16 protein-coding genes, 1 tRNA gene and 1 pseudogene are annotated in these 17,491 nt (G+C 60.2%); 10 read left to right on the forward strand and 8 right to left on the reverse strand.

Going from position 1 to position 17,491, the window contains the following annotated elements; all coding sequences use genetic code 11:
- Window positions 1-31: 31 nt before the first annotated feature.
- Window positions 32-3,847 (reverse strand): vitamin B12-dependent ribonucleotide reductase, encoded by a 3,816-nt coding sequence (locus AC25BC_RS07860; protein ID WP_012757152.1) that lies wholly within the window; start codon window positions 3,845-3,847, stop codon window positions 32-34.
- A gap of 121 nt (window positions 3,848-3,968) precedes the next feature.
- Here AC25BC_RS07860 and AC25BC_RS07865 point away from each other — a divergent pair, with 121 nt between their 5' ends.
- Window positions 3,969-4,250, forward strand: a complete 282-nt coding sequence (locus tag AC25BC_RS07865; protein WP_157628321.1) for a hypothetical protein — start codon at window positions 3,969-3,971, stop codon at window positions 4,248-4,250.
- A gap of 186 nt (window positions 4,251-4,436) precedes the next feature.
- Here AC25BC_RS07865 and AC25BC_RS07870 read toward each other — a convergent pair whose 3' ends face one another.
- From AC25BC_RS07870 to AC25BC_RS07885, 4 genes are all read right to left on the reverse strand, one after another.
- The gene (locus AC25BC_RS07870) at window positions 4,437-5,027 is read right to left on the reverse strand and encodes a hypothetical protein (RefSeq protein ID WP_041935508.1); all 591 of its coding nucleotides are present in this window, start codon (window positions 5,025-5,027) and stop codon (window positions 4,437-4,439) included.
- A 194-nt stretch (window positions 5,028-5,221) separates the two neighbouring features.
- Complete coding sequence (gene gpt, locus AC25BC_RS07875) at window positions 5,222-5,716, reverse strand: xanthine phosphoribosyltransferase (protein WP_128439336.1); 495 nt, start codon at window positions 5,714-5,716, stop codon at window positions 5,222-5,224.
- A 180-nt stretch (window positions 5,717-5,896) separates the two neighbouring features.
- The gene (locus AC25BC_RS07880) at window positions 5,897-6,739 is read right to left on the reverse strand and encodes a universal stress protein (protein ID WP_012757155.1); all 843 of its coding nucleotides are present in this window, start codon (window positions 6,737-6,739) and stop codon (window positions 5,897-5,899) included.
- A 107-nt stretch (window positions 6,740-6,846) separates the two neighbouring features.
- On the reverse strand, window positions 6,847-7,623 hold the full coding sequence (locus tag AC25BC_RS07885; RefSeq protein WP_128439337.1) for a competence/damage-inducible protein A: 777 nt from the start codon (window positions 7,621-7,623) through the stop codon (window positions 6,847-6,849).
- 284 nt (window positions 7,624-7,907) lie between these two features.
- On the opposite strand from AC25BC_RS07885, the gene wrbA reads away from it, so the two are divergent.
- The 3 genes from wrbA to AC25BC_RS07900 all read left to right on the forward strand — a co-directional run bounded on the left by wrbA (window position 7,908) and on the right by AC25BC_RS07900 (window position 9,064).
- Window positions 7,908-8,504 carry an NAD(P)H:quinone oxidoreductase type IV gene (wrbA, locus tag AC25BC_RS07890; RefSeq protein WP_017993703.1) on the forward strand — a complete coding sequence of 199 codons (597 nt, stop codon included), beginning with the start codon at window positions 7,908-7,910 and terminating at the stop codon, window positions 8,502-8,504.
- 210 nt (window positions 8,505-8,714) lie between these two features.
- Window positions 8,715-8,799, forward strand: a tRNA-Leu gene (locus AC25BC_RS07895).
- A gap of 133 nt (window positions 8,800-8,932) precedes the next feature.
- The gene (locus AC25BC_RS07900; RefSeq protein ID WP_017993704.1) at window positions 8,933-9,064 is read left to right on the forward strand and encodes a hypothetical protein; all 132 of its coding nucleotides are present in this window, start codon (window positions 8,933-8,935) and stop codon (window positions 9,062-9,064) included.
- A gap of 10 nt (window positions 9,065-9,074) precedes the next feature.
- Here AC25BC_RS07900 and AC25BC_RS07905 read toward each other — a convergent pair whose 3' ends face one another.
- Window positions 9,075-9,509, reverse strand: coding sequence for a VanZ family protein (locus tag AC25BC_RS07905; protein ID WP_206642389.1), 435 nt, complete (start codon window positions 9,507-9,509; stop codon window positions 9,075-9,077).
- Between the two features lie 138 nt (window positions 9,510-9,647).
- Here AC25BC_RS07905 and ilvA point away from each other — a divergent pair, with 138 nt between their 5' ends.
- From ilvA to AC25BC_RS07925, 4 genes and pseudogenes are all read left to right on the forward strand, one after another.
- Window positions 9,648-10,898 carry a threonine ammonia-lyase gene (gene ilvA / locus AC25BC_RS07910; RefSeq protein WP_128439338.1) on the forward strand — a complete coding sequence of 417 codons (1,251 nt, stop codon included), beginning with the start codon at window positions 9,648-9,650 and terminating at the stop codon, window positions 10,896-10,898.
- 37 nt (window positions 10,899-10,935) lie between these two features.
- Window positions 10,936-11,262 carry an HlyU family transcriptional regulator gene (locus AC25BC_RS07915; RefSeq protein WP_003538786.1) on the forward strand — a complete coding sequence of 109 codons (327 nt, stop codon included), beginning with the start codon at window positions 10,936-10,938 and terminating at the stop codon, window positions 11,260-11,262.
- Between the two features lie 234 nt (window positions 11,263-11,496).
- Complete coding sequence (locus AC25BC_RS07920; protein ID WP_017993707.1) at window positions 11,497-12,768, forward strand: GGDEF domain-containing protein; 1,272 nt, start codon at window positions 11,497-11,499, stop codon at window positions 12,766-12,768.
- A gap of 197 nt (window positions 12,769-12,965) precedes the next feature.
- Window positions 12,966-14,194, forward strand: a pseudogene (locus tag AC25BC_RS07925) (MFS transporter).
- Between the two features lie 58 nt (window positions 14,195-14,252).
- Here the strand turns inward: AC25BC_RS07925 and AC25BC_RS07930 are convergent.
- Entirely contained in the window at window positions 14,253-15,029 is a 777-nt protein-coding gene (locus tag AC25BC_RS07930; protein WP_113545400.1) for an SDR family oxidoreductase, read from the reverse strand.
- A gap of 107 nt (window positions 15,030-15,136) precedes the next feature.
- Between AC25BC_RS07930 and AC25BC_RS07935 the strand changes: the two genes are divergently transcribed.
- Window positions 15,137-15,712, forward strand: a complete 576-nt coding sequence (locus tag AC25BC_RS07935) for a TetR/AcrR family transcriptional regulator (RefSeq protein ID WP_113545399.1) — start codon at window positions 15,137-15,139, stop codon at window positions 15,710-15,712.
- A gap of 47 nt (window positions 15,713-15,759) precedes the next feature.
- Here AC25BC_RS07935 and AC25BC_RS07940 read toward each other — a convergent pair whose 3' ends face one another.
- Window positions 15,760-16,374 (reverse strand): FMN-dependent NADH-azoreductase, encoded by a 615-nt coding sequence (locus AC25BC_RS07940; protein ID WP_017993710.1) that lies wholly within the window; start codon window positions 16,372-16,374, stop codon window positions 15,760-15,762.
- Window positions 16,375-16,513: 139 nt separating this feature from the next.
- Between AC25BC_RS07940 and AC25BC_RS07945 the strand changes: the two genes are divergently transcribed.
- On the forward strand, window positions 16,514-17,482 hold the full coding sequence (locus tag AC25BC_RS07945) for a LysR family transcriptional regulator (protein ID WP_012757165.1): 969 nt from the start codon (window positions 16,514-16,516) through the stop codon (window positions 17,480-17,482).
- Window positions 17,483-17,491 lie beyond the last annotated feature (9 nt).

Genomic DNA, 17,491 nt, shown 5'->3' on the forward strand with positions numbered 1-17,491 from the left:
CTTCGGGTGGCGCTACACAACTACCGCCTACTCAGCTGCACCCGCTCGTAGCACCACACGTGTCGCACTTCTCACAAGTCCCGTTCCGCACCATCGTGAAGTTCTGGCACTCCGAGCACATGTTGCCGGTATAGCCCTGCATGATCGAGCGCTGGCGGCGTTCGGCTTCGCGCTTCTTGGCTTCGGATTTCGCCGTTGCCGCGTCGGCTGCCGCCTTGTCGGAGAAGAGGGCCGTTGCGTCGCTGGTGAGTTCCTCGGTCACCTCTTCGGCGATCTCTTCCGCCAGTTCCTTGGCGCGCTCTTCGTAATCGCGCTTGAAGGCGACGATTTCGGAGGTGGCGATGGCGACCGTCGGCTCCAGCTTGCGGGCAGCCGCGCCTGCAAAGGCGGTCACGGTGCCGGTGGAAGCGGCGCGGGCAGGGGCGGCGGTGGCCGCACCTTTGGGTTCGCCTGCCTGGCGTTCGCCGCCGGTGCCGGACACCAGGGTCGGCTTGTAGCCGCGGGTCCAGCCGGTGGAGAGCAGGTTGGTCTTGCCTTCCTGGATGCCCTTGCCAAGCGCGGTGTTCGAGAAATCCGACGTATCGACATGCGCCAGGTCATGGCGGCCGAGATAGGAGACGGCAAGCTCGCGGAAGACATAGTCGAGGATCGAGGTAGCGTTCTTGATCGCGTCATTGCCGATGACCATGCCGGCCGGCTCGAACTTGGTGAAGGTGAAGGCCTCGACATATTCCTCGAGCGGCACGCCATATTGCAGGCCGAGCGAGATGGCGATGGCGAAATTGTTCATCATCGCACGGAAGGCAGCGCCTTCCTTGTGCATGTCGATGAAGATCTCGCCGATGCGGCCGTCGCCGAATTCGCCGGTGCGGAGATAGACCTTGTGTCCGCCGACGGCGGCCTTCTGGGTATAGCCCTGGCGGCGGTTCGGCAGCTTCTCGCGTTCGCGCGAAACTCGTTCGATCACCCGCTCGATGATCTTCTCGGTGACGGTAACGGCCTGGGCGGCCAGCGGCGCCTGCAGCAGTTCCTCCAGCGCATCCTCGTCGTCTTCGTCCTCGATCAGCGAGGAATTGAGCGGCTGCGACAGTTTCGAGCCGTCGCGATAGAGCGCGTTGGCCTTGAGGCCAAGCTTCCAGGAGAGCATGTAGGCGTTCTTGCAATCCTCGACGGTCGCCTCGTTCGGCATGTTGATCGTCTTGGAAATTGCGCCGGAGATGAACGGCTGGGCAGCCGCCATCATGCGGATATGGCTTTCGACCGAGAGGTAGCGCTTGCCGACCTTGCCGCAGGGATTGGCGCAATCGAAGACCGGCAGGTGCTCATTCTTGAGGAAGGGCGCGCCTTCCAGTGTCATCGCACCGCAGACATGGATGTTGGCGGCTTCGATGTCCTTCTTCGAGAAGCCGATATGGTCGAGCAGGCTGAAGCTCATGTCGCCGAGCTGTTCGTCGGAAACCTTCAGCGTCTCCTTCAGGAAGTCGGCGCCGAGCGTCCACTGGTTGAAGACGAACTTGATGTCGAAGGCGCTCTTCAGCGCGGCGTTGACGGCTTCGACCTTCTCGTCGGTGAAGCCCTTGGTCTTCAGCGTCGACGGATTGACAGCCGGTGCCTGGTTCAGGTTGCCGTGGCCGACGGCATAGGCCTCGATCTCGGCGATCTGGCTTTCCGAATAGCCGAGCGTGCGCAGCGCGTCGGGCACGGCGCGGTTGATGATCTTGAAGTAGCCGCCGCCGGCGAGCTTCTTGAACTTGACGAGGGCGAAGTCGGGCTCGATGCCGGTCGTGTCGCAATCCATGACGAGACCGATCGTGCCGGTGGGCGCGATGACCGAAACCTGGGCATTGCGGTAGCCATGCTGTTCACCAAGCTCGAGCGCCTTGTCCCAGGCCGATTTGGCGTGGGCGACGAGATCCTGGTCCGGGTTTTCCGAATGGATCAGCGCGACCGGGTTGATCGACAGCGCCTCATAGCCGGAGCTCTCGCCATGCGCCGCACGGCGATGGTTGCGAATGACCTTGAGCATGCTCTCGCGGTTCGGCGCGAAGTTCGGGAAGGGCCCAAGCTCGGCAGCCATTTCGGCCGAGGTGGCATAGCAGATGCCGGTCATGATCGCGGTCAACGAGCCTGCAATGGCGCGGGCCTCAGTGGAGTCGTAGGGAATGCCTGTTGACATCAGCAGACCGCCGATATTGGCGTAGCCGAGGCCGAGCGTGCGGTATTCGTAAGAGAGTTCGGCAATGCGCTTCGACGGGAACTGCGCCATCATCACCGAGACTTCGAGCACGACGGTCCACAGGCGAACCGCATGTTCGTAGTCGGCGATGTTGATGCGCTTGGTGGCCTTGTCCTTGAACTGCAGCAGGTTCAGCGAGGCAAGGTTGCAGGCCGTGTCGTCGAGGAACATATATTCCGAGCATGGGTTCGAGCCACGGATCGGGCCGCCGGCCGGCGAGGTGTGCCAGTCGTTCATCGTCGTGTTGAAGTGGATGCCCGGATCGGCCGAGGCCCAGGCAGCGTAGGAAATGGTTTCCCAGAGATCGCGTGCCTTCAGCGTCTTCATCACTCGGCCGTCCTTGCGGGCGGTCAGGTTCCATTCGCCATCATTCTCGACGGCGCGCAGGAAGTCGTCCTTGATCGAGACGGAGTTGTTGGAGTTCTGGCCGGATACCGTGAGGTAGGCTTCCGAATCCCAATCCGTGTCGTAGGTCTTGAATTGGAGATCCTTGTAGCCCTGGCGGGCAAACTGGATGACGCGCTGGACGTAGTTCTCGGGAACCTGGTCCTTCTTGGCGGCGCGGATTTCGCGCTTCAGGGCAGGGTTCTTGTTGGGGTCGTAGCAATCGCCGTTGTCGCCGCCTTCGCAATTGAAGCAGGCCTTCATGATCGCCTTCAGATGCTTGGCGACAACCTTCGAGCCGGTCACGAGAGCCGCAACCTTCTGCTCTTCCTTGACCTTCCAGTTGATGTATTCCTCGATATCGGGATGGTCGATGTCGACGACCACCATCTTGGCGGCGCGGCGTGTCGTGCCGCCCGATTTGATGGCGCCGGCGGCGCGGTCGCCGATCTTCAGGAAGCTCATCAGGCCGGAGGAGCGGCCGCCGCCGGAAAGCTTTTCGCCTTCGCCGCGCAGCATCGAGAAGTTGGAGCCGGTGCCGGAGCCGTATTTGAACAGGCGCGCTTCACGCACCCAGAGGTCCATGATGCCGCCTTCGTTGACGAGATCGTCCTCGACAGACTGGATGAAGCAGGCATGCGGTTGCGGGTGTTCGTAGGCCGACTTGGACTTGGTCAGCTTGCCGGTGAAGGGATCGACGTAGAAATGACCCTGGCCGGGGCCGTCGATGCCGTAGGCCCAATGCAGGCCGGTGTTGAACCACTGCGGCGAGTTCGGGGCGACACGCTGGGTGGCGAGCATATAGGCAAGCTCGTCCTTGAAGGCCGAGGCATCTTCCTCGGAGGAGAAATAGCCGCCCTTCCAGCCCCAATAGGTCCAGGTGCCGGCAAGACGGTCGAAGACCTGGCGCGCATCGATTTCGGAGCCGGTCTGTTCGTCCTTGGACAGGGTCTTCAGCGCAGCATCGTCGGGAACGGAGCGCCACAGGAAGGAAGGAACATCGTTTTCCTCGACCTTCTTCAGTCGGGTGGGAACGCCGGCCTTGCGGAAATACTTCTGCGCCAGAACGTCGGTCGCGACCTGGGAGAACTGCGCGGGAACATCGATATTCTCGAGGCGGAACACGATCGAACCGTCGGGGTTCTTGATCTCGCTCGTCGCCTTGCGGAATTCGATATCCGCATAGGCGCCTTGGCCGGCCTTCGTGAAACGACGTTCGATGCGCATTGTCTTGACCTCGTGTTGGCGCCTGGTCCCCGCGACCTCGGCGCAAAATTCCTATCCGGCGGCACTTTGTCGTCGCGCAGCCAGTCTCGTTTCCGTATTGTGACAGGGGTGTCATCCGGAGATGTCCTTCCTGTATCTTGTGGTGATGGTGGCTGCAAACACTAAATATAGTATTAACAGCTTATTATCGCCAGCCCCGATGTCACTTTTTTTGGAGGCTGAAAACCGCGCAAAAATCCTGTCGGGCCTGAACTGTTTCCGGTCCATCGCCCTGATTCCGCGTCCTAATTTTCAAAAGGGAACCGGGCTCGTTACCTCCGGTCCTGTCGCCGCCGCAACATCAGGATCAGTAAAGTTTGAAACAGCTGATTCCGTCAAGGGCTGGCTTTTAATTGATTGCTAACCACAACATGTTGTGGATGCGCCTGTGGAGATTGGGGAAAGCCGGGGAGCGCTGATATTACAATGGCTTGCAGGTGTTGCCGGCTAAGGAAAAGGTCGAAACGGCAAAAAAGCGTCATGCGGCAAATCTTGTGATGGCATTTCCGGTGCAAATGGGCATGCCGATTCGCCCGGGTGCAAGTGCCTGTCAAAGCGCATCGATGGCGATGGTAACGATGGCGACGCCGATAGGCCTGTTCTCTTCGTCCATGACGACGAAGCTCGCCTGCGTCTCGAGATTCTGGGTGGATTCGTTGCGTTCCGCCCGGTCGATGAAGATCTCGCGGGAGCCGCTGGCGAAGGTTTGGAGATATTTCTCCTCGTCGCCCTGCCAGAAGTCGGCGGTGATGGTGCTCTGCCCGACATTCAGCCCATGCGAGTCCGTGACGAAAAATTCGAGAATCGCGCCCTGCGAAGCATCCTGATTTTCCCTCAGGTACTGCGACACGGATTTGTCGAGCAACAGCTTGACCATCTGCAGGTGGTGCTGATTGACTTCCGACCGGTAGGTCTCATCGAGTACCCGCATATCCATTTCGCTGACATTGCCGAATTTCGCGTTCTGCTCGGCAATGGCCTTCAGTACCAATGGCGTTTCCACAATTGGTCGGATCCGCTTCTCGACGTAGTCGTGCACGAGGGGAACGTAGGCAGGCTCAGCGTGGACAGGCGCCAGCGGCAACAGAAAGGTCCCCAGCCCGACAGTCACAACCGCTCCTATATGCCCCCATCGAGCCATCTTGCTTCCCTATACCCGTATTGTTCGCCGCACGCTTGAGGCGCAACCCGACACGATTCGCATCTGTCGATTTTATGAGCAAAAGATAAAATAGATGTGCAGATCCCGATAGCGGATTCCGAAGACCTCGCTGACAAAATCTGGAACAATTTCAAGTAGTAAATACGATTGTCGCGCGCTTTGGTCTGTAACGATCAGCCCGCGCCCTTGGCGATCGGCTCCTGATAGGTGAAACCCATGTCCCAGGGGAAATAGATCCAGGTATCCTGGCTCACCTCGGTAATGAAAGTGTCGACCGTCGGCACGCCCTTCGGCTTGGCGTAGACGCAGGCGAAATGTGCCCTCGGCAGCATGGTGCGCACCTGTGCGGCGGTCTTGCCGGTATCGGTCAGATCGTCGACGACCAGCACGGCTTCGCCGCCATTCTCCATAAGTTCGGGCGCTATTCCCTTGAGCAGCACCATGTCACCCTGGTTCACATAGTCATGATAGGACGCGACGCAGACGGTCTCGATCAGCCGGATGTTCAGTTCACGCGAGATGATCGCGGCCGGAACGAGGCCGCCGCGGGTGATGCAGACGATCGCCTTAAATGTCTGATTCAAGCCGGCAAGCCGCCAGGCAAGGGCGCGCGCATCGCGGTGGAACTGATCCCAGGAAACGGGAAAGGCTTTATCGGGAAGGGACATCGGGCTGCTCCGCGGCATGAAAAAACGACACGCCGTTGGCCGGCGACCGGACAGGCTTGAAGCGGCGATTGGCAAAACGCAAATCGCGCAGCCGGAACTGCGCGAGAGGGGGCCGAGCTCGAAGCTGTCATCGGTCGCCGCAATTAGCGGGATTTGCCGGCAAAAGGCAAGAGCAGCCAATCAACGCGACAACAGGGTCAGCGCCGTCATCGATTGCAGCAGGGTCTTGGTCGTGCCGCCGAAGATCATCTGCCAGAGCCAGGAGTGCGTATAGGCGCCCATGACGAGAAGATCGATGCTGCTGTCCGAAAGCCGGTTCTCGATGACATGCGATGCGCTTTTGTCCACACTTTGTGCCGTCGAAAGCGTCGTCTTCACGCCATGACGCGCAAGCGTCGCGGCGATGTCGGCGCCTGCCGTCAGCGGCGATTGCAGCGCCGTTTCGGCCGGATCGACCGAAAAGATCTCCACCTCGTCGGCGGCTTTGAGGATCGGCAGCGCGTCGAAGGTCGCGCGCGCCGCCTCCTTCGAACCGTTCCAGGCGATCAGCACGCGCTTGATCGGCTTCGGTTGGCGGATGATATAGGGGATCATCAGCACCGGCCGACCGGTTTCGAAGAGAAAGCTGTCGACGTCGACGTGGCTGTCGGAAGGTCTGGCCGGGTCGGCCTGCGAGGCGATCAAGAGGTCGGCGCTGCGCGCACTTTCGATCAGCGGCGCGGAGCCGTATCCGGTCGATGTGGCAAAGCTGCGCCACTCGGAGGAGGCGCCTGATGCCTCCGCTTTCGCCCTGAAGATGCGCTCAACCGCAATCGTTTCGCTATGCGCCATGTCCTGCAGCGCCTGCACGGCAACGGGATCGGGGATTTCCATCGGCGCCACTAGCGGCACGGCGGAGATGATTTCGGCATGCAGGCCGATCACATGGGCGCCGCTTTCAGCAGCGATGGCAAAGGCGAAATCGGCAACCGCGGTACTATTGTCAGATGTATCGAGAATGGCGAGAATGGTTTTGTAAGACATATCAATTCTCCTTGCGCTGAAACGGCTTGCGCGAGGGAAGGAATGCGCCGGACCGTTCTCCTGTTCCCTGATAGGGATCAAGGATGCCCCAGGTTCCGGCGTTGCCCTCAAGCCTCGGCGGAATGGTTTTCGGCAATGTCCTTTCTTTGGCGGATAGCGTCGATCATCGCCCGCACCTCGGTGCCGGCTGCATCGATAACCGCCTGGGAGCGGCCGCGTACGACGATCTCGGTCGAGAATTTCTGGCCGATATAACGCGGGTAGGAGCCGATGCTGGTTTCCGGATGTGCCTTCTGGATCGCGGTCAAGGGCGTACCGATCTCACCTTCGCCGTAAGGGCAGGCGATGGCGAGCGAGAGCACCGGCGTGCCGGTTCGAAGCGTCGGCAGCACATTGTCGACCATCGCCTGGAAGACCTGCGGCACACCGGCCATGACGTAGACGTTGCCGATGATGAAGCCGGGCGCGGTCGAGACCGGATTGGGAATATGGGCAGCCCCGCGCGGCATGCGCGCCATGCGCTGGCGCGCCTCGGTGAATTCCATTTCACGGCGCCGATACATCTCGGCAAGCAGCGTCATCGCCGTCTCGTCATATTCGCAGGGCACGCCGAAAGCCTTGGAGATGGCGTCGGCGGTGATGTCGTCATGCGTCGGCCCGATACCGCCCGAGGTGAAGACATAATCATATTTGCCGCGAAGCGCGTTCAGCGCCTCGACGATCGCGTCCTCGTCGTCGGCGACGATGCGCACTTCCTTGAGATCGATGCCGGAAAGCGTCAGCAAATCGGCGAGATGGCCAATATTTTTATCCTTGGTGCGGCCGGAGAGAAGTTCGTCGCCGATGGCGAGCATGGCGGCGGTGACGACGATGTCTTGGCTCATAGGATGTTCCGTGATGTGAGGCTGGGGAATAGGTAGCGCCGTTCGGTCGCTTTGCAAACACCAAGAGCATGATGCCGAAAAGTGCAGGCGGGTTCGGACGACATGATGCTCTAACTTTTAAATTCGGGCGATGCGTCATTTTTGCCGAAATGAAAACCGCAAGCGAATTTTCGTCTCCGGGTGTTGAACACTGAGTTCTTGAGGGCGGGGCTTTGTTCAACCAGGCGCGCTGATAGAAGTCACGTCGGGCACGAAATTCAACGATGTTTCAAGGAAGATAGAAGATGGCGAAGGTTCTCGTTCTTTATTATTCGGCTTACGGCCATATCGAAACCATGGCCTATGCCGTCGCCGAAGGCGCGAAATCGGCCGGTGCCGAGGTCACCGTCAAGCGCGTACCGGAACTGGTTCCGGAAGACGTCGCCAAGGCTTCCTATTACAAGGTCGACCAGGCCGCTCCGATCGCCACCGTCGATGAACTGGCGGACTATGACGCCATCATCGTCGGCGCCGGCACCCGATTCGGTACGGTCGCCTCGCAGATGCGCAATTTCTGGGATCAGACGGGCGGCCTCTGGTTCGCCGGCAAGCTTGTCGGCAAGCTCGGTTCGGTCTTCACCTCTTCGGCAACCCAGCACGGCGGCCAAGAATCGACCATCCTCGGCTTCATCCCCACCTTCCTGCACCAGGGCATGGTCGTTGCCGGTCTGCCTTATGCCTTCCAGGGCCAGATGGGCACAGAGGAAGTCAAGGGCGGCTCGCCTTACGGCGCCTCCACCATCACCAACGGCGACGGCTCGCGCCAGCCTTCCGAGATCGAGCTGGAAGGCGCGAAATACCAGGGCGCCCACATCGCCAAGCTTGCTGCCAAGCTCGCCTGATCTTTGATGCTGGAATAATGAAGGCGCGGCGGGCGTGGAACTCGCCGCGCCTCTTTTTGTCCACAGACTGGCGGCCCTTGATCAGTGGCGGCTTTCGAGCGGAAATGCTTGGCCGATCATTCGTCGGTGCTGCCGGCCAAAACAGGCGCGATTTTTACGCCTCCCGGCTCTTCCCATCGCCCATGACGCAAGATATTGAAAATGCCGCAAGCGGGCGTGGCGAAACTGGTAGACGCAAGGGACTTAAAATCCCTCGGCCTTGGCTGTACGGGTTCGACCCCCGTCGCCCGCACCACAACTATCCACTTTGAATCTGCCCGTATCTGCGCGTAAAAGCGTGTTTTTGCTTGACAATGACATTTTCGATGCAAGGATTGCGCCGCGACAGTAAGGCGGTTGAGTAAGTATTGTCTTGTGGGAGTAAGACGATGGTTTACGATTGGAATGGGACCAGGGTTCGGCGCATCCGGATCTTCAAGACCAGCGTCGCACTTGTTCTCGGAACTGCGATAGCTGCGATACCACTGTTCTTCTGGGCAGTGCAGTTGAGCGATTTCTAACTCGAGATAATCAGCGTTCTGCGAAAGGAAGCGCGTTTGGCGCTTTGGTCTCGCGCCACCTGTTGATCACCCAGCCAGCCAGCAGCCCGAGGGCTGCGCCCATCGCCTTGATGCTCGCGTCATGCAGGCGCGGATGGCGGGTAGGCGCGAGATATTGCAGATATTCGATGGCGAATGCGCCGACGATCAGCAGCACCGCCACCATCTTCCACTGTTTGGGATAACCGAGCGCAAAGGCCAAGCCGACGAGAAGATAGGCGGCCGCACGGTCGACATCGACCGTGGTGACCGTGTCCGGCCTCTCTCCGATCGGGGAAACCGTAGCGAAGATGATGAAGGCGAGCAGCAGCCAGGCGAGCGGTTTTGCGAATTTGAAGATCATCATAGCTTCATATAAGTGGCCGCCCTTTTCATTGACAGTTAAAATCAGTTCATGTGCCGCCAATTTCGCGATTGGCTTAAGAAAGCCTTCCTCGGAGCGAACCGGTCCGGGAGAGAACCGGAAATGACCGAAACGGGCTTTCTTTTGCCGGTCCGGCTATGCCATAGCGGCAGCGGTTACTCATGAGAATGGACCACGCCCGTGACGAGACTTGATGTCGAAAGCGCCGAAGAGGCAATGCGCAGCCTGTTTCCGGCAACGCCGCTGCAGCTCAACGATCATCTGTCGGCCCGCTACGGTGCCGATATCTGGCTGAAGCGCGAGGATCTGTCGCCGGTGCGCTCCTACAAAATCCGCGGCGCCTTCAATTTCTTCCGCAAGGCGATCGGGCAGGGTGCGGCCGGCAAGACCTTCGTCTGCGCCTCGGCCGGCAATCACGCTCAGGGCTTTGCCTTCGTCTGCCGCCATTTCGGCGTACCGGGCGTCGTCTTCATGCCGGTGACGACACCGCAGCAGAAGATCGACAAAACGCGTATGTTCGGCGCCGAATTCATCACCATCCGGCTGTTCGGCGACTTCTTCGACCAGTGCTACCAGGCCGCGCGCGAACACGTAGAGGCGGTCGGCGGTGTCATGGTGCCGCCTTTCGACCATGCCGACATCATCGAAGGCCAGGCGACGGTGGCCGCCGAAATCATGCAGCAGCTGCCGGAAGGAACGGTGCCAGACATGGTCGTCCTGCCGGTCGGCGGCGGCGGACTTGCTGCCGGCATCACCGGCTATCTCGACGGCACCGTGCCAAAATCGGCTTTTGTCTTCACCGAACCAGCCGGCGCGCCGAGCCTTAAGCGCAGCATTGAGGCGGGCGCGGTAGTGACACTTGCCAAGGTCGACAATTTCGTCGACGGCGCGGCGGTGGGGCGGATTGGCGACCTGAACTTCGCCGCTCTTCGCGATTTCCCGCCAAGCCAAGTGCAACTGATGCCGGAGAACGCCATCTGCGTCACCATTCAGGAAATGCTGAATGTCGAAGGCGTCGTGCTGGAGCCGGCCGGCGCCCTGTCGCTGACGGCGATCGCCGCGATGGACGGCCAAGCGATCCGCGGCAAGACCATCGTTGCTGTCGTCTCCGGCGGCAATTTCGATTTCGAGCGCCTGCCTGACGTAAAGGAAAGAGCCATGCGTTACGCAGGGCTGAAGAAATATTTCATCCTGCGCCTCGCCCAGCGCCCCGGCGCGCTGCGGGATTTCCTCAATCTGCTCGGCCCCGACGACGATATCGCCCGCTTCGAATATCTGAAGAAATCGGCGCGCAACTTCGGCTCCATCCTGATCGGAATCGAAACCAAGGCGCCAGAGAATTTCGCCCGGCTGATCGGAAATTTCGAAGCAGCCGGCATGGGTTACGAGGATATCACCGAAAACGAGATCCTCGCCAACCTGATCATTTGACTTGGCGACAGCGATATCGTCGTGCTAAAGGCGGAGCATGGCTTCGTTCATTTCAAATATCTTTTCGATGTTCTCCGGCGGCGGCAAACCGGCTTCGGAGGCAGCAGGCCCTTCCGGCGAGCCGCAGCTTTACGGCGATTGCACGATCTATGCCGAGCCGCGCAAGGAAGGCGGCCAGTATCGCCTTGCCGGCCGCATCGAAAAGAAGGTCGGCGACGAGGTACTGGTGCGCAATTTCATCCGCGCCGATCTGTTTTCCTCCTCCGATGACGCGCTCGAATGCACGGTGCGCAAGGCGCAGCAGATCATCGATCAGCATGGTTCGTCGCTCTTTGGCGACGGCGAGAAGCTTCGTCAGGTCTGAAATCGGGATCCGGGGATGGGTCCTTGATACCGGCTGTAACTATTCCTGTGTGACCGGGGTGCTCTCCAGCGAGCGCGTTCTCACTCACGCAATCTTAAAGGATTGCGGTGAAAGGTATCGCCTGCAGGATTTGCAGGACACCCCCGTGTTTGACTGTTTCGGACGATTGACCAAAGGATTCTCTGTCGCGATCACCGCGCCAGCAGGAGGCCGAACGTCCGGAGCCGAGGTCTCATGATGGAGACACTCAACCTCCTTCTCTTCGTCGTCGAAGCCATCGCCTATTTCGTGCTGATGGTGACGCTTCTGCATTTCCGTCACCGGCTCGGTCTCGGGGTTTTCCTGACGGCGCTCGGCGTCATGCATTTCATGGAGACCTATCTGGCGGCGGTGTTTTATGTTTCGCTGCCGTTCGGGGATGTGTCGCCGGGCTCATCCGTCTTCTTCTCCGGCAAGCTGATGATGATCCTGATGCTTTACCTGCAGGAGGATGCCGCGACGGTGCGCCAGCCGATCTACGGTCTCTTCCTCGGCAACCTGCTCACCGTCGGTATTGCCTGGGTGCTGCAACTGCATCAGCCGCTGCAGATATCGACCAACCTCACACCCGACGTCGATTTCCTCAAGGAGATGGGCTGGCTGATGGTCTGGGGCACGGCGCTGCTCTATGTCGATTCGCTCGGCATCATCCTGCTTTACGAAAAACTCGGCGATTTCTTCCGCCGCCGGGTCGTCCTGCGTTTCCTGATTTCGGGGTTCGCGCTGCTGACCTTCGACCAGATCGGCTTCTTCGCCGCGCTGCATTACTTCCTGGATGTGCCGATCGCCGCATTCTGGGGCGGATGGAAGGCAAAAATGCTTGCCGTCTGCCTCTACGCGGCGATGTTCGCATTCTATGAGTATCGTATTCGCCGTGTCGGTGCGGGCGGGTCCGCACGCTCCATCAGCGACGTGTTCGGCGACCTGACGTTCCGCGAGCGCTATAACGACCTTCTGGAGCGCACCGGCCGCGACATGCTCACCGGCGTTTACGATCGGACGCGCATGGAGGTTGAAGCGCCGCTGATGCTGCGTGAGGCGCTGAGGCAGGGGCTATACGCCACCGTTCTTATTCTCGACGCCGATCACTTCAAGGATGTCAATGACGGCTACGGCCATCTCCAGGGCGACGAGGTGCTGAAGGCGATCGCCGCCCGATTGGGCACGACGTTGCGCTCGAGCGATCGCGTCTTCCGCTTCGGCGGCGAGGAATTCGTTGCCGTCTGTCCAGGCACTGACCACGAGGAAGGTCTGCTGCTTGCCGAGCGCCTGCGCTGGACGATTGCAACCAGCGTCAAGACGCCGGATGACAGGCCGATCACGGTCAGCATCGGTGTTGCGACTGCCGACGAGGACGGCGTCGATTTCACCGCCGTGCTGACGGCTGCCGACGGCAGGCTCTATGTGGCCAAGAAGAGCGGCCGCAACTGTGTCGTCGGCCGCTCCGGCGTGGTGAAACTCAGTTAGACCTGGTGGGCTCGTCGATCAGCGCAGCGCGGTCGGCCGCGGGTGTTTAGGATGTTGCGTAAACAGCAACACATTCCCGTATATTTACGTATTTTCAACATGTTATGAGCGCCATAAAAACGGCTTGTTAGCATAACACAAACGTGATCTCCATTGCCGCAGCATTCCGGATGAGCTTTCCTGCGAGGGGCGTGGACATGAGTGATTCAGTTGCAGCACAGAAAGTCGATGGCGGCGAGTTTGCCGTTTTGTGCATCGGAGGTTTCTTCTTTCGATTGCCTATGGCGTGACCTTTCTGATCCCGGTGCTGGTTGGCCAGCGTGGTGGCGACGAGGCGCTGGCCGGCCTGATCATTTCGGCTGCGACTGTCAGCACCGTCATTCTCGTGATCCTGTCCGGCCACATCGCGGATGCCATTGGCTCGGCGCGGGCGGTGGCTGTTTCGGGATTGTTTCTTGCCGCGTCAGCGCTGGGATTCGCCATGGTTCCCTCAGCTGGGCTGAGCCTGATGGTGGTCGGTTTCATCCTCGGCATCGGCTGGGGCACCTTCTATGCGCTCGGCCCTATTCTGGTCGCCGCGATCGTCGAACCCGAACATCGGATCCGGTTTTTTGCCCTGCTTTCGGGATCGATGATGTCGGGCATCGGAGCCGGACCGATCATTGGCCGCATTGCTACCAGCTGGTCGATGCCGATCGAGGCGGCCTTCGCATTTGCGTTCCTTGCCAGTCTCGCCGGCGGTGCGCTTTACTTTTTGCTCCATATCCGGCTGACCAATGCCGGCAAGATTTTGCCCCATGTTAACAAGATCTCATTTGGCGCAGCACGCGAGGTGATCGGCTCGCGGGCCATCTATTCCATCATCATGGTCGGCATCGGCGGCGCGATTTTCGGCGGGTTGTCCAGCTTTCAGACCACCTACGCCAAAGCGCATGGGTTCGACTACTCCCTGTTCTTCATCGGCTTCATGTCCGCCGCGATTCTGAGCAGGCTGTTCGTGGCGGGATATGTGGTCAAGAAAGACCCACTCTATTCGCTTGTGGTCCTGACAAGTCTGACGCTGGCATCGATCGTGCTGTTCCTGATGCTGACATCAAATCAGTTTGCCTATCTGGGAGGCGCGGCGATGCTGGGAGTGGGCTATGGCTTGACTTATTCCGTCATCAACGGCCTGGCGGCCAATGAGGCTCCCGCCGGCCTTATGCCGCAATCGCTGCTGCTATTTTCGCTCGCCTATTCCATCGGCGTCTTCGGCTTTCCACTGATCGCCGGCAATCTGATCGTTTCCTCCGGCGCGCAGACCATGCTGTACGTCGTGCTCCTGCTTGCCGTCCTGAATTTTGCAATCGTCCTGTTTCGTGTTGCCCACCGTGCAACGCAAGAACGAAACAAAGCATCCGTAGGAGACAATACAAGCACTCTATGACGGGTGGCCGAGGCCGGCGAAGGGGCCGGGCAAGTTTGACCTGCCCAGCCCGGCTCACTTAGGCAGCGCGGAAGATCTTGGCGCCGGAGGGGGCACTCGTCATGCCGCCGTCGACAGTGATCTCGATGCCGGTGACATTGGCCGAATCATCCGAAGCCAGATAGAGCGCTGCCTTGGCGATTTCGTCGGCTTCGCTCATGCGGCCGAGCGGGCTCATGCCGCCGATGCGCGCCTCGAGCGCCGACATGGCGTCTTCCGTCTGGGCCATCGGCGACCAGATCGGCGTTTTCGTGCCGCCGGGCGTTACCTGATTGACGCGAATGCCGCGCGGTGCGAGCTCGGATGCCATATTGCGCGTCATGGCCCGGACTGCCGCCTTGGTCGCCGCATAGGCTGTCCAGCCGGGAGCGCCGAGCACGGCATGCACGGAACCGTTGAGGATCACCGAAGCGCCGTCATTGAGGTGCGGCAGGGCCGATTGCACGGTGAAGAAAACCGCCGTGAGATTGGTGCTGATGATCTGGTTGAACTGCTCCAGTGATGTCTCGCCGAGCGGCGTCGCGCCGCCGATGCCGGCATTGGCGAAGACGATGTCGAACTTGCCGACCTTTCCGGCGGCTTCCGCAAAGGCCTTCTCGGTGGCGGCGGCATCGGTGACATCGACCTTCAGCGCCAACACGCCGGCTCCCAGCGCCTTTTCGGCGGCAGCGAGCGTTTCCGGGTTGCGGCCGGTGATCACCACCCTGGCACCCTCGTCGATGAAGACCCTGGCGGTCGCAAGACCGATGCCGCTGTTTCCGCCGGTGATCAGGGCAACCTTGTTTCTTAGACGCATGATTCTGCTCCTCTTGGAATTGACAATGATATAGATTATGATCGTTATCTATAAGGATTATGATAATAATCTACATAAGTCAATAGGCAGTGCCGGGGAGATGTCCGATGGGCCGTTCGCAGCTGGAAAAACAGAAGACGCACGAGAAGATTATCGAGATCGCGTCGAAGCGACTACGCGAAGAGGGGCTCGAAGGTATTGGCGTCGCCGATCTGATGAAGGAAGCCGGGCTGACCGTCGGCGGCTTCTATAAGCATTTCGCCTCCCGTGACGATCTGGTCGCCGAGGCGATCCAGTCCGCTTTCGATTCATGGGGGCGCAAGCTGGAGGCCGAGGGGGTGAACCCGGCGGAGATGACGGCCGCCGATGTCGCCGATCGTTATGTGAGCGCCTATCACCGCGACAATCCGGGTGAGGGCTGCCCTTTTGCCGCGCTGACCTCCGATATATCACGCAGCGGTGAGAAGGCGCGGGGGATCGCGACGGACGGGCTCAGGCGTAATTTCGCGTCATTGGCGGGCAAGGCTGCGGGAGCGGACGAAGGAGAAAGGCGGCGCAAGGCGATCATGGCCTTCGCGATGATGGCCGGCGGCGTCGGCCTTGCCAGGATTTCGTCCGACGAAGAACTCTCGGCCGAGATCCTGGCAACGGTCCGGGATTTTGTCGCCGATATCGACAAATGAAAAACGGCCGGCAAGGCCGGCCGTTCCATGCAGCATTTGAGAGCCGATCAGGCCGCCAGCGCGATTTCCTGGACGCGCGACTTGGCGGCGTCGATCGCCTTTTCGGCAGCTTCCGGACCGAAGGCCAGGCCTTCGACATAGATGGTCTCGATATCGCTGATGCCGAGGAAACCGAGAACCGACTTCAGGTACGGCACGGCATGGTTCAAGGCGGCGGCCGGTCCCTGCGAGTAGACGCCACCCGAGGCGAGTACCACATAAACCTTCTTGCCGGTTGCGAGGCCGACCGGGCCGCTTTCCGTGTACTTGAAGGTCAGGCCGGCGCGGGCGACATTGTCGATCCAGGTCTTCAGCGACGAATAGATGTTGAAGTTGATGAGGCCGGTGCTGATGACGATCGTATCGGCAGCGAGCAGTTCGTTGACGAGTTCGTCGGAAGTCTTGACGGCCACGGCTTCCTCAGCGGTGCGGGCCTCGGCCGGCTTGCGGATCGCGCCGGTGAAGAGGTCATCGATATGCGGCAGCGGGGTGGCGGCAAGGTCGCGGCGGACGACGACGCTGCCCGGATTCTGGTTCTTCAGCTTTTCGGCGAGATCAACGGCGATCGGCGTCGAGAGCGATTCGGCACGCGGGCTGGACGTCAGAAGAAGGATGGACGACATGGTGCATTTCCTTTCGAATGGGATTTGACGGCCCGTTGCTGGGAGGTGAGCCGCAGTCTCGATGAGGAAAATAGATCTGGCCTGCTATCGAAAAAACGGTGATAATGTCGATCGAAACTATCGATGGAATGGATAGAAGATGCTGCCGAACCCGACTCTGGACCAATTACAGGTGTTTTTGACCGTTGCCGAGACCGGCAGCTTCTCGGCCGCTTCGCGGGCGCTGAACCGTGCGCAGTCGGTCGTCAGCTATACGATCGGCAATCTGGAGGCACAGCTTGAAGTGCCGCTTTTCGAGCGCTCCGGCGCCCGCCAGCCGAAGCTGACGGAGGCGGGCAAGGCGATGCTGGAGGATGCGCGGCGCATTCTGGGCGACCTGCAAGTCATGCGGGCGCGCGTGAAGAGCCTGAGGGAAGGGCTCGAAGCGGAGGTATCCGTCGCCATCAGTGTCATGGTGCCTTCACGAGCCCTGGTGGATGTACTCCACGAATTCCGCGAGATGTTTCCATCCGTTTCGTTGAGCCTCAATGTCGGCGAGCTCGGAATGGTCATGGATCTCGTCCTCAGCGGCAAGGCGACGATCGGGATTGGTGGCGCGGTCGTCCAGCAGGACGATTCGATCGTCACGGAGCGGATCGGTCATTCCTTCATGTTGCCGGTTGCCGCGCGCAACCATCCGCTTGCCGGGATCGGCCGGCCGCTGACGCTTGGCGACGTCCGCGAGGAAGTGCAGCTTGTCGTCACCGATGCGTCGGGCCGGACGAAGGGGCGCGATTTCAACGTTCTCTCCTACAAGACATGGCGTGTCAGCGATATCGCGACGAAGCACCAGCTCATCAAGGCCGGCCTTGGCTGGGGCGGCCTTCCGGCTTCCGTGATTCATGGCGATCTCGTCAGCGGCACGCTCGTCCATCTCGATCTGGATGCCTACGAACAGGGGGAGTATCCGATATATTCGGTGCGCCAGCTCGCCAACCCGCCCGGACCTGCCGCCACCTGGATGATCGACGCGTTCCGCACGCGGCTTTCCCATTGCCCGAACCAGGCCGATTTCCATGCTCAGATGGCGGAACTCCAGGAACCCGCGACACCGCTCGCGGCCGAATGACGAAGGCGC

This window comes from Rhizobium sp. WSM409, assembly GCF_057653825.1.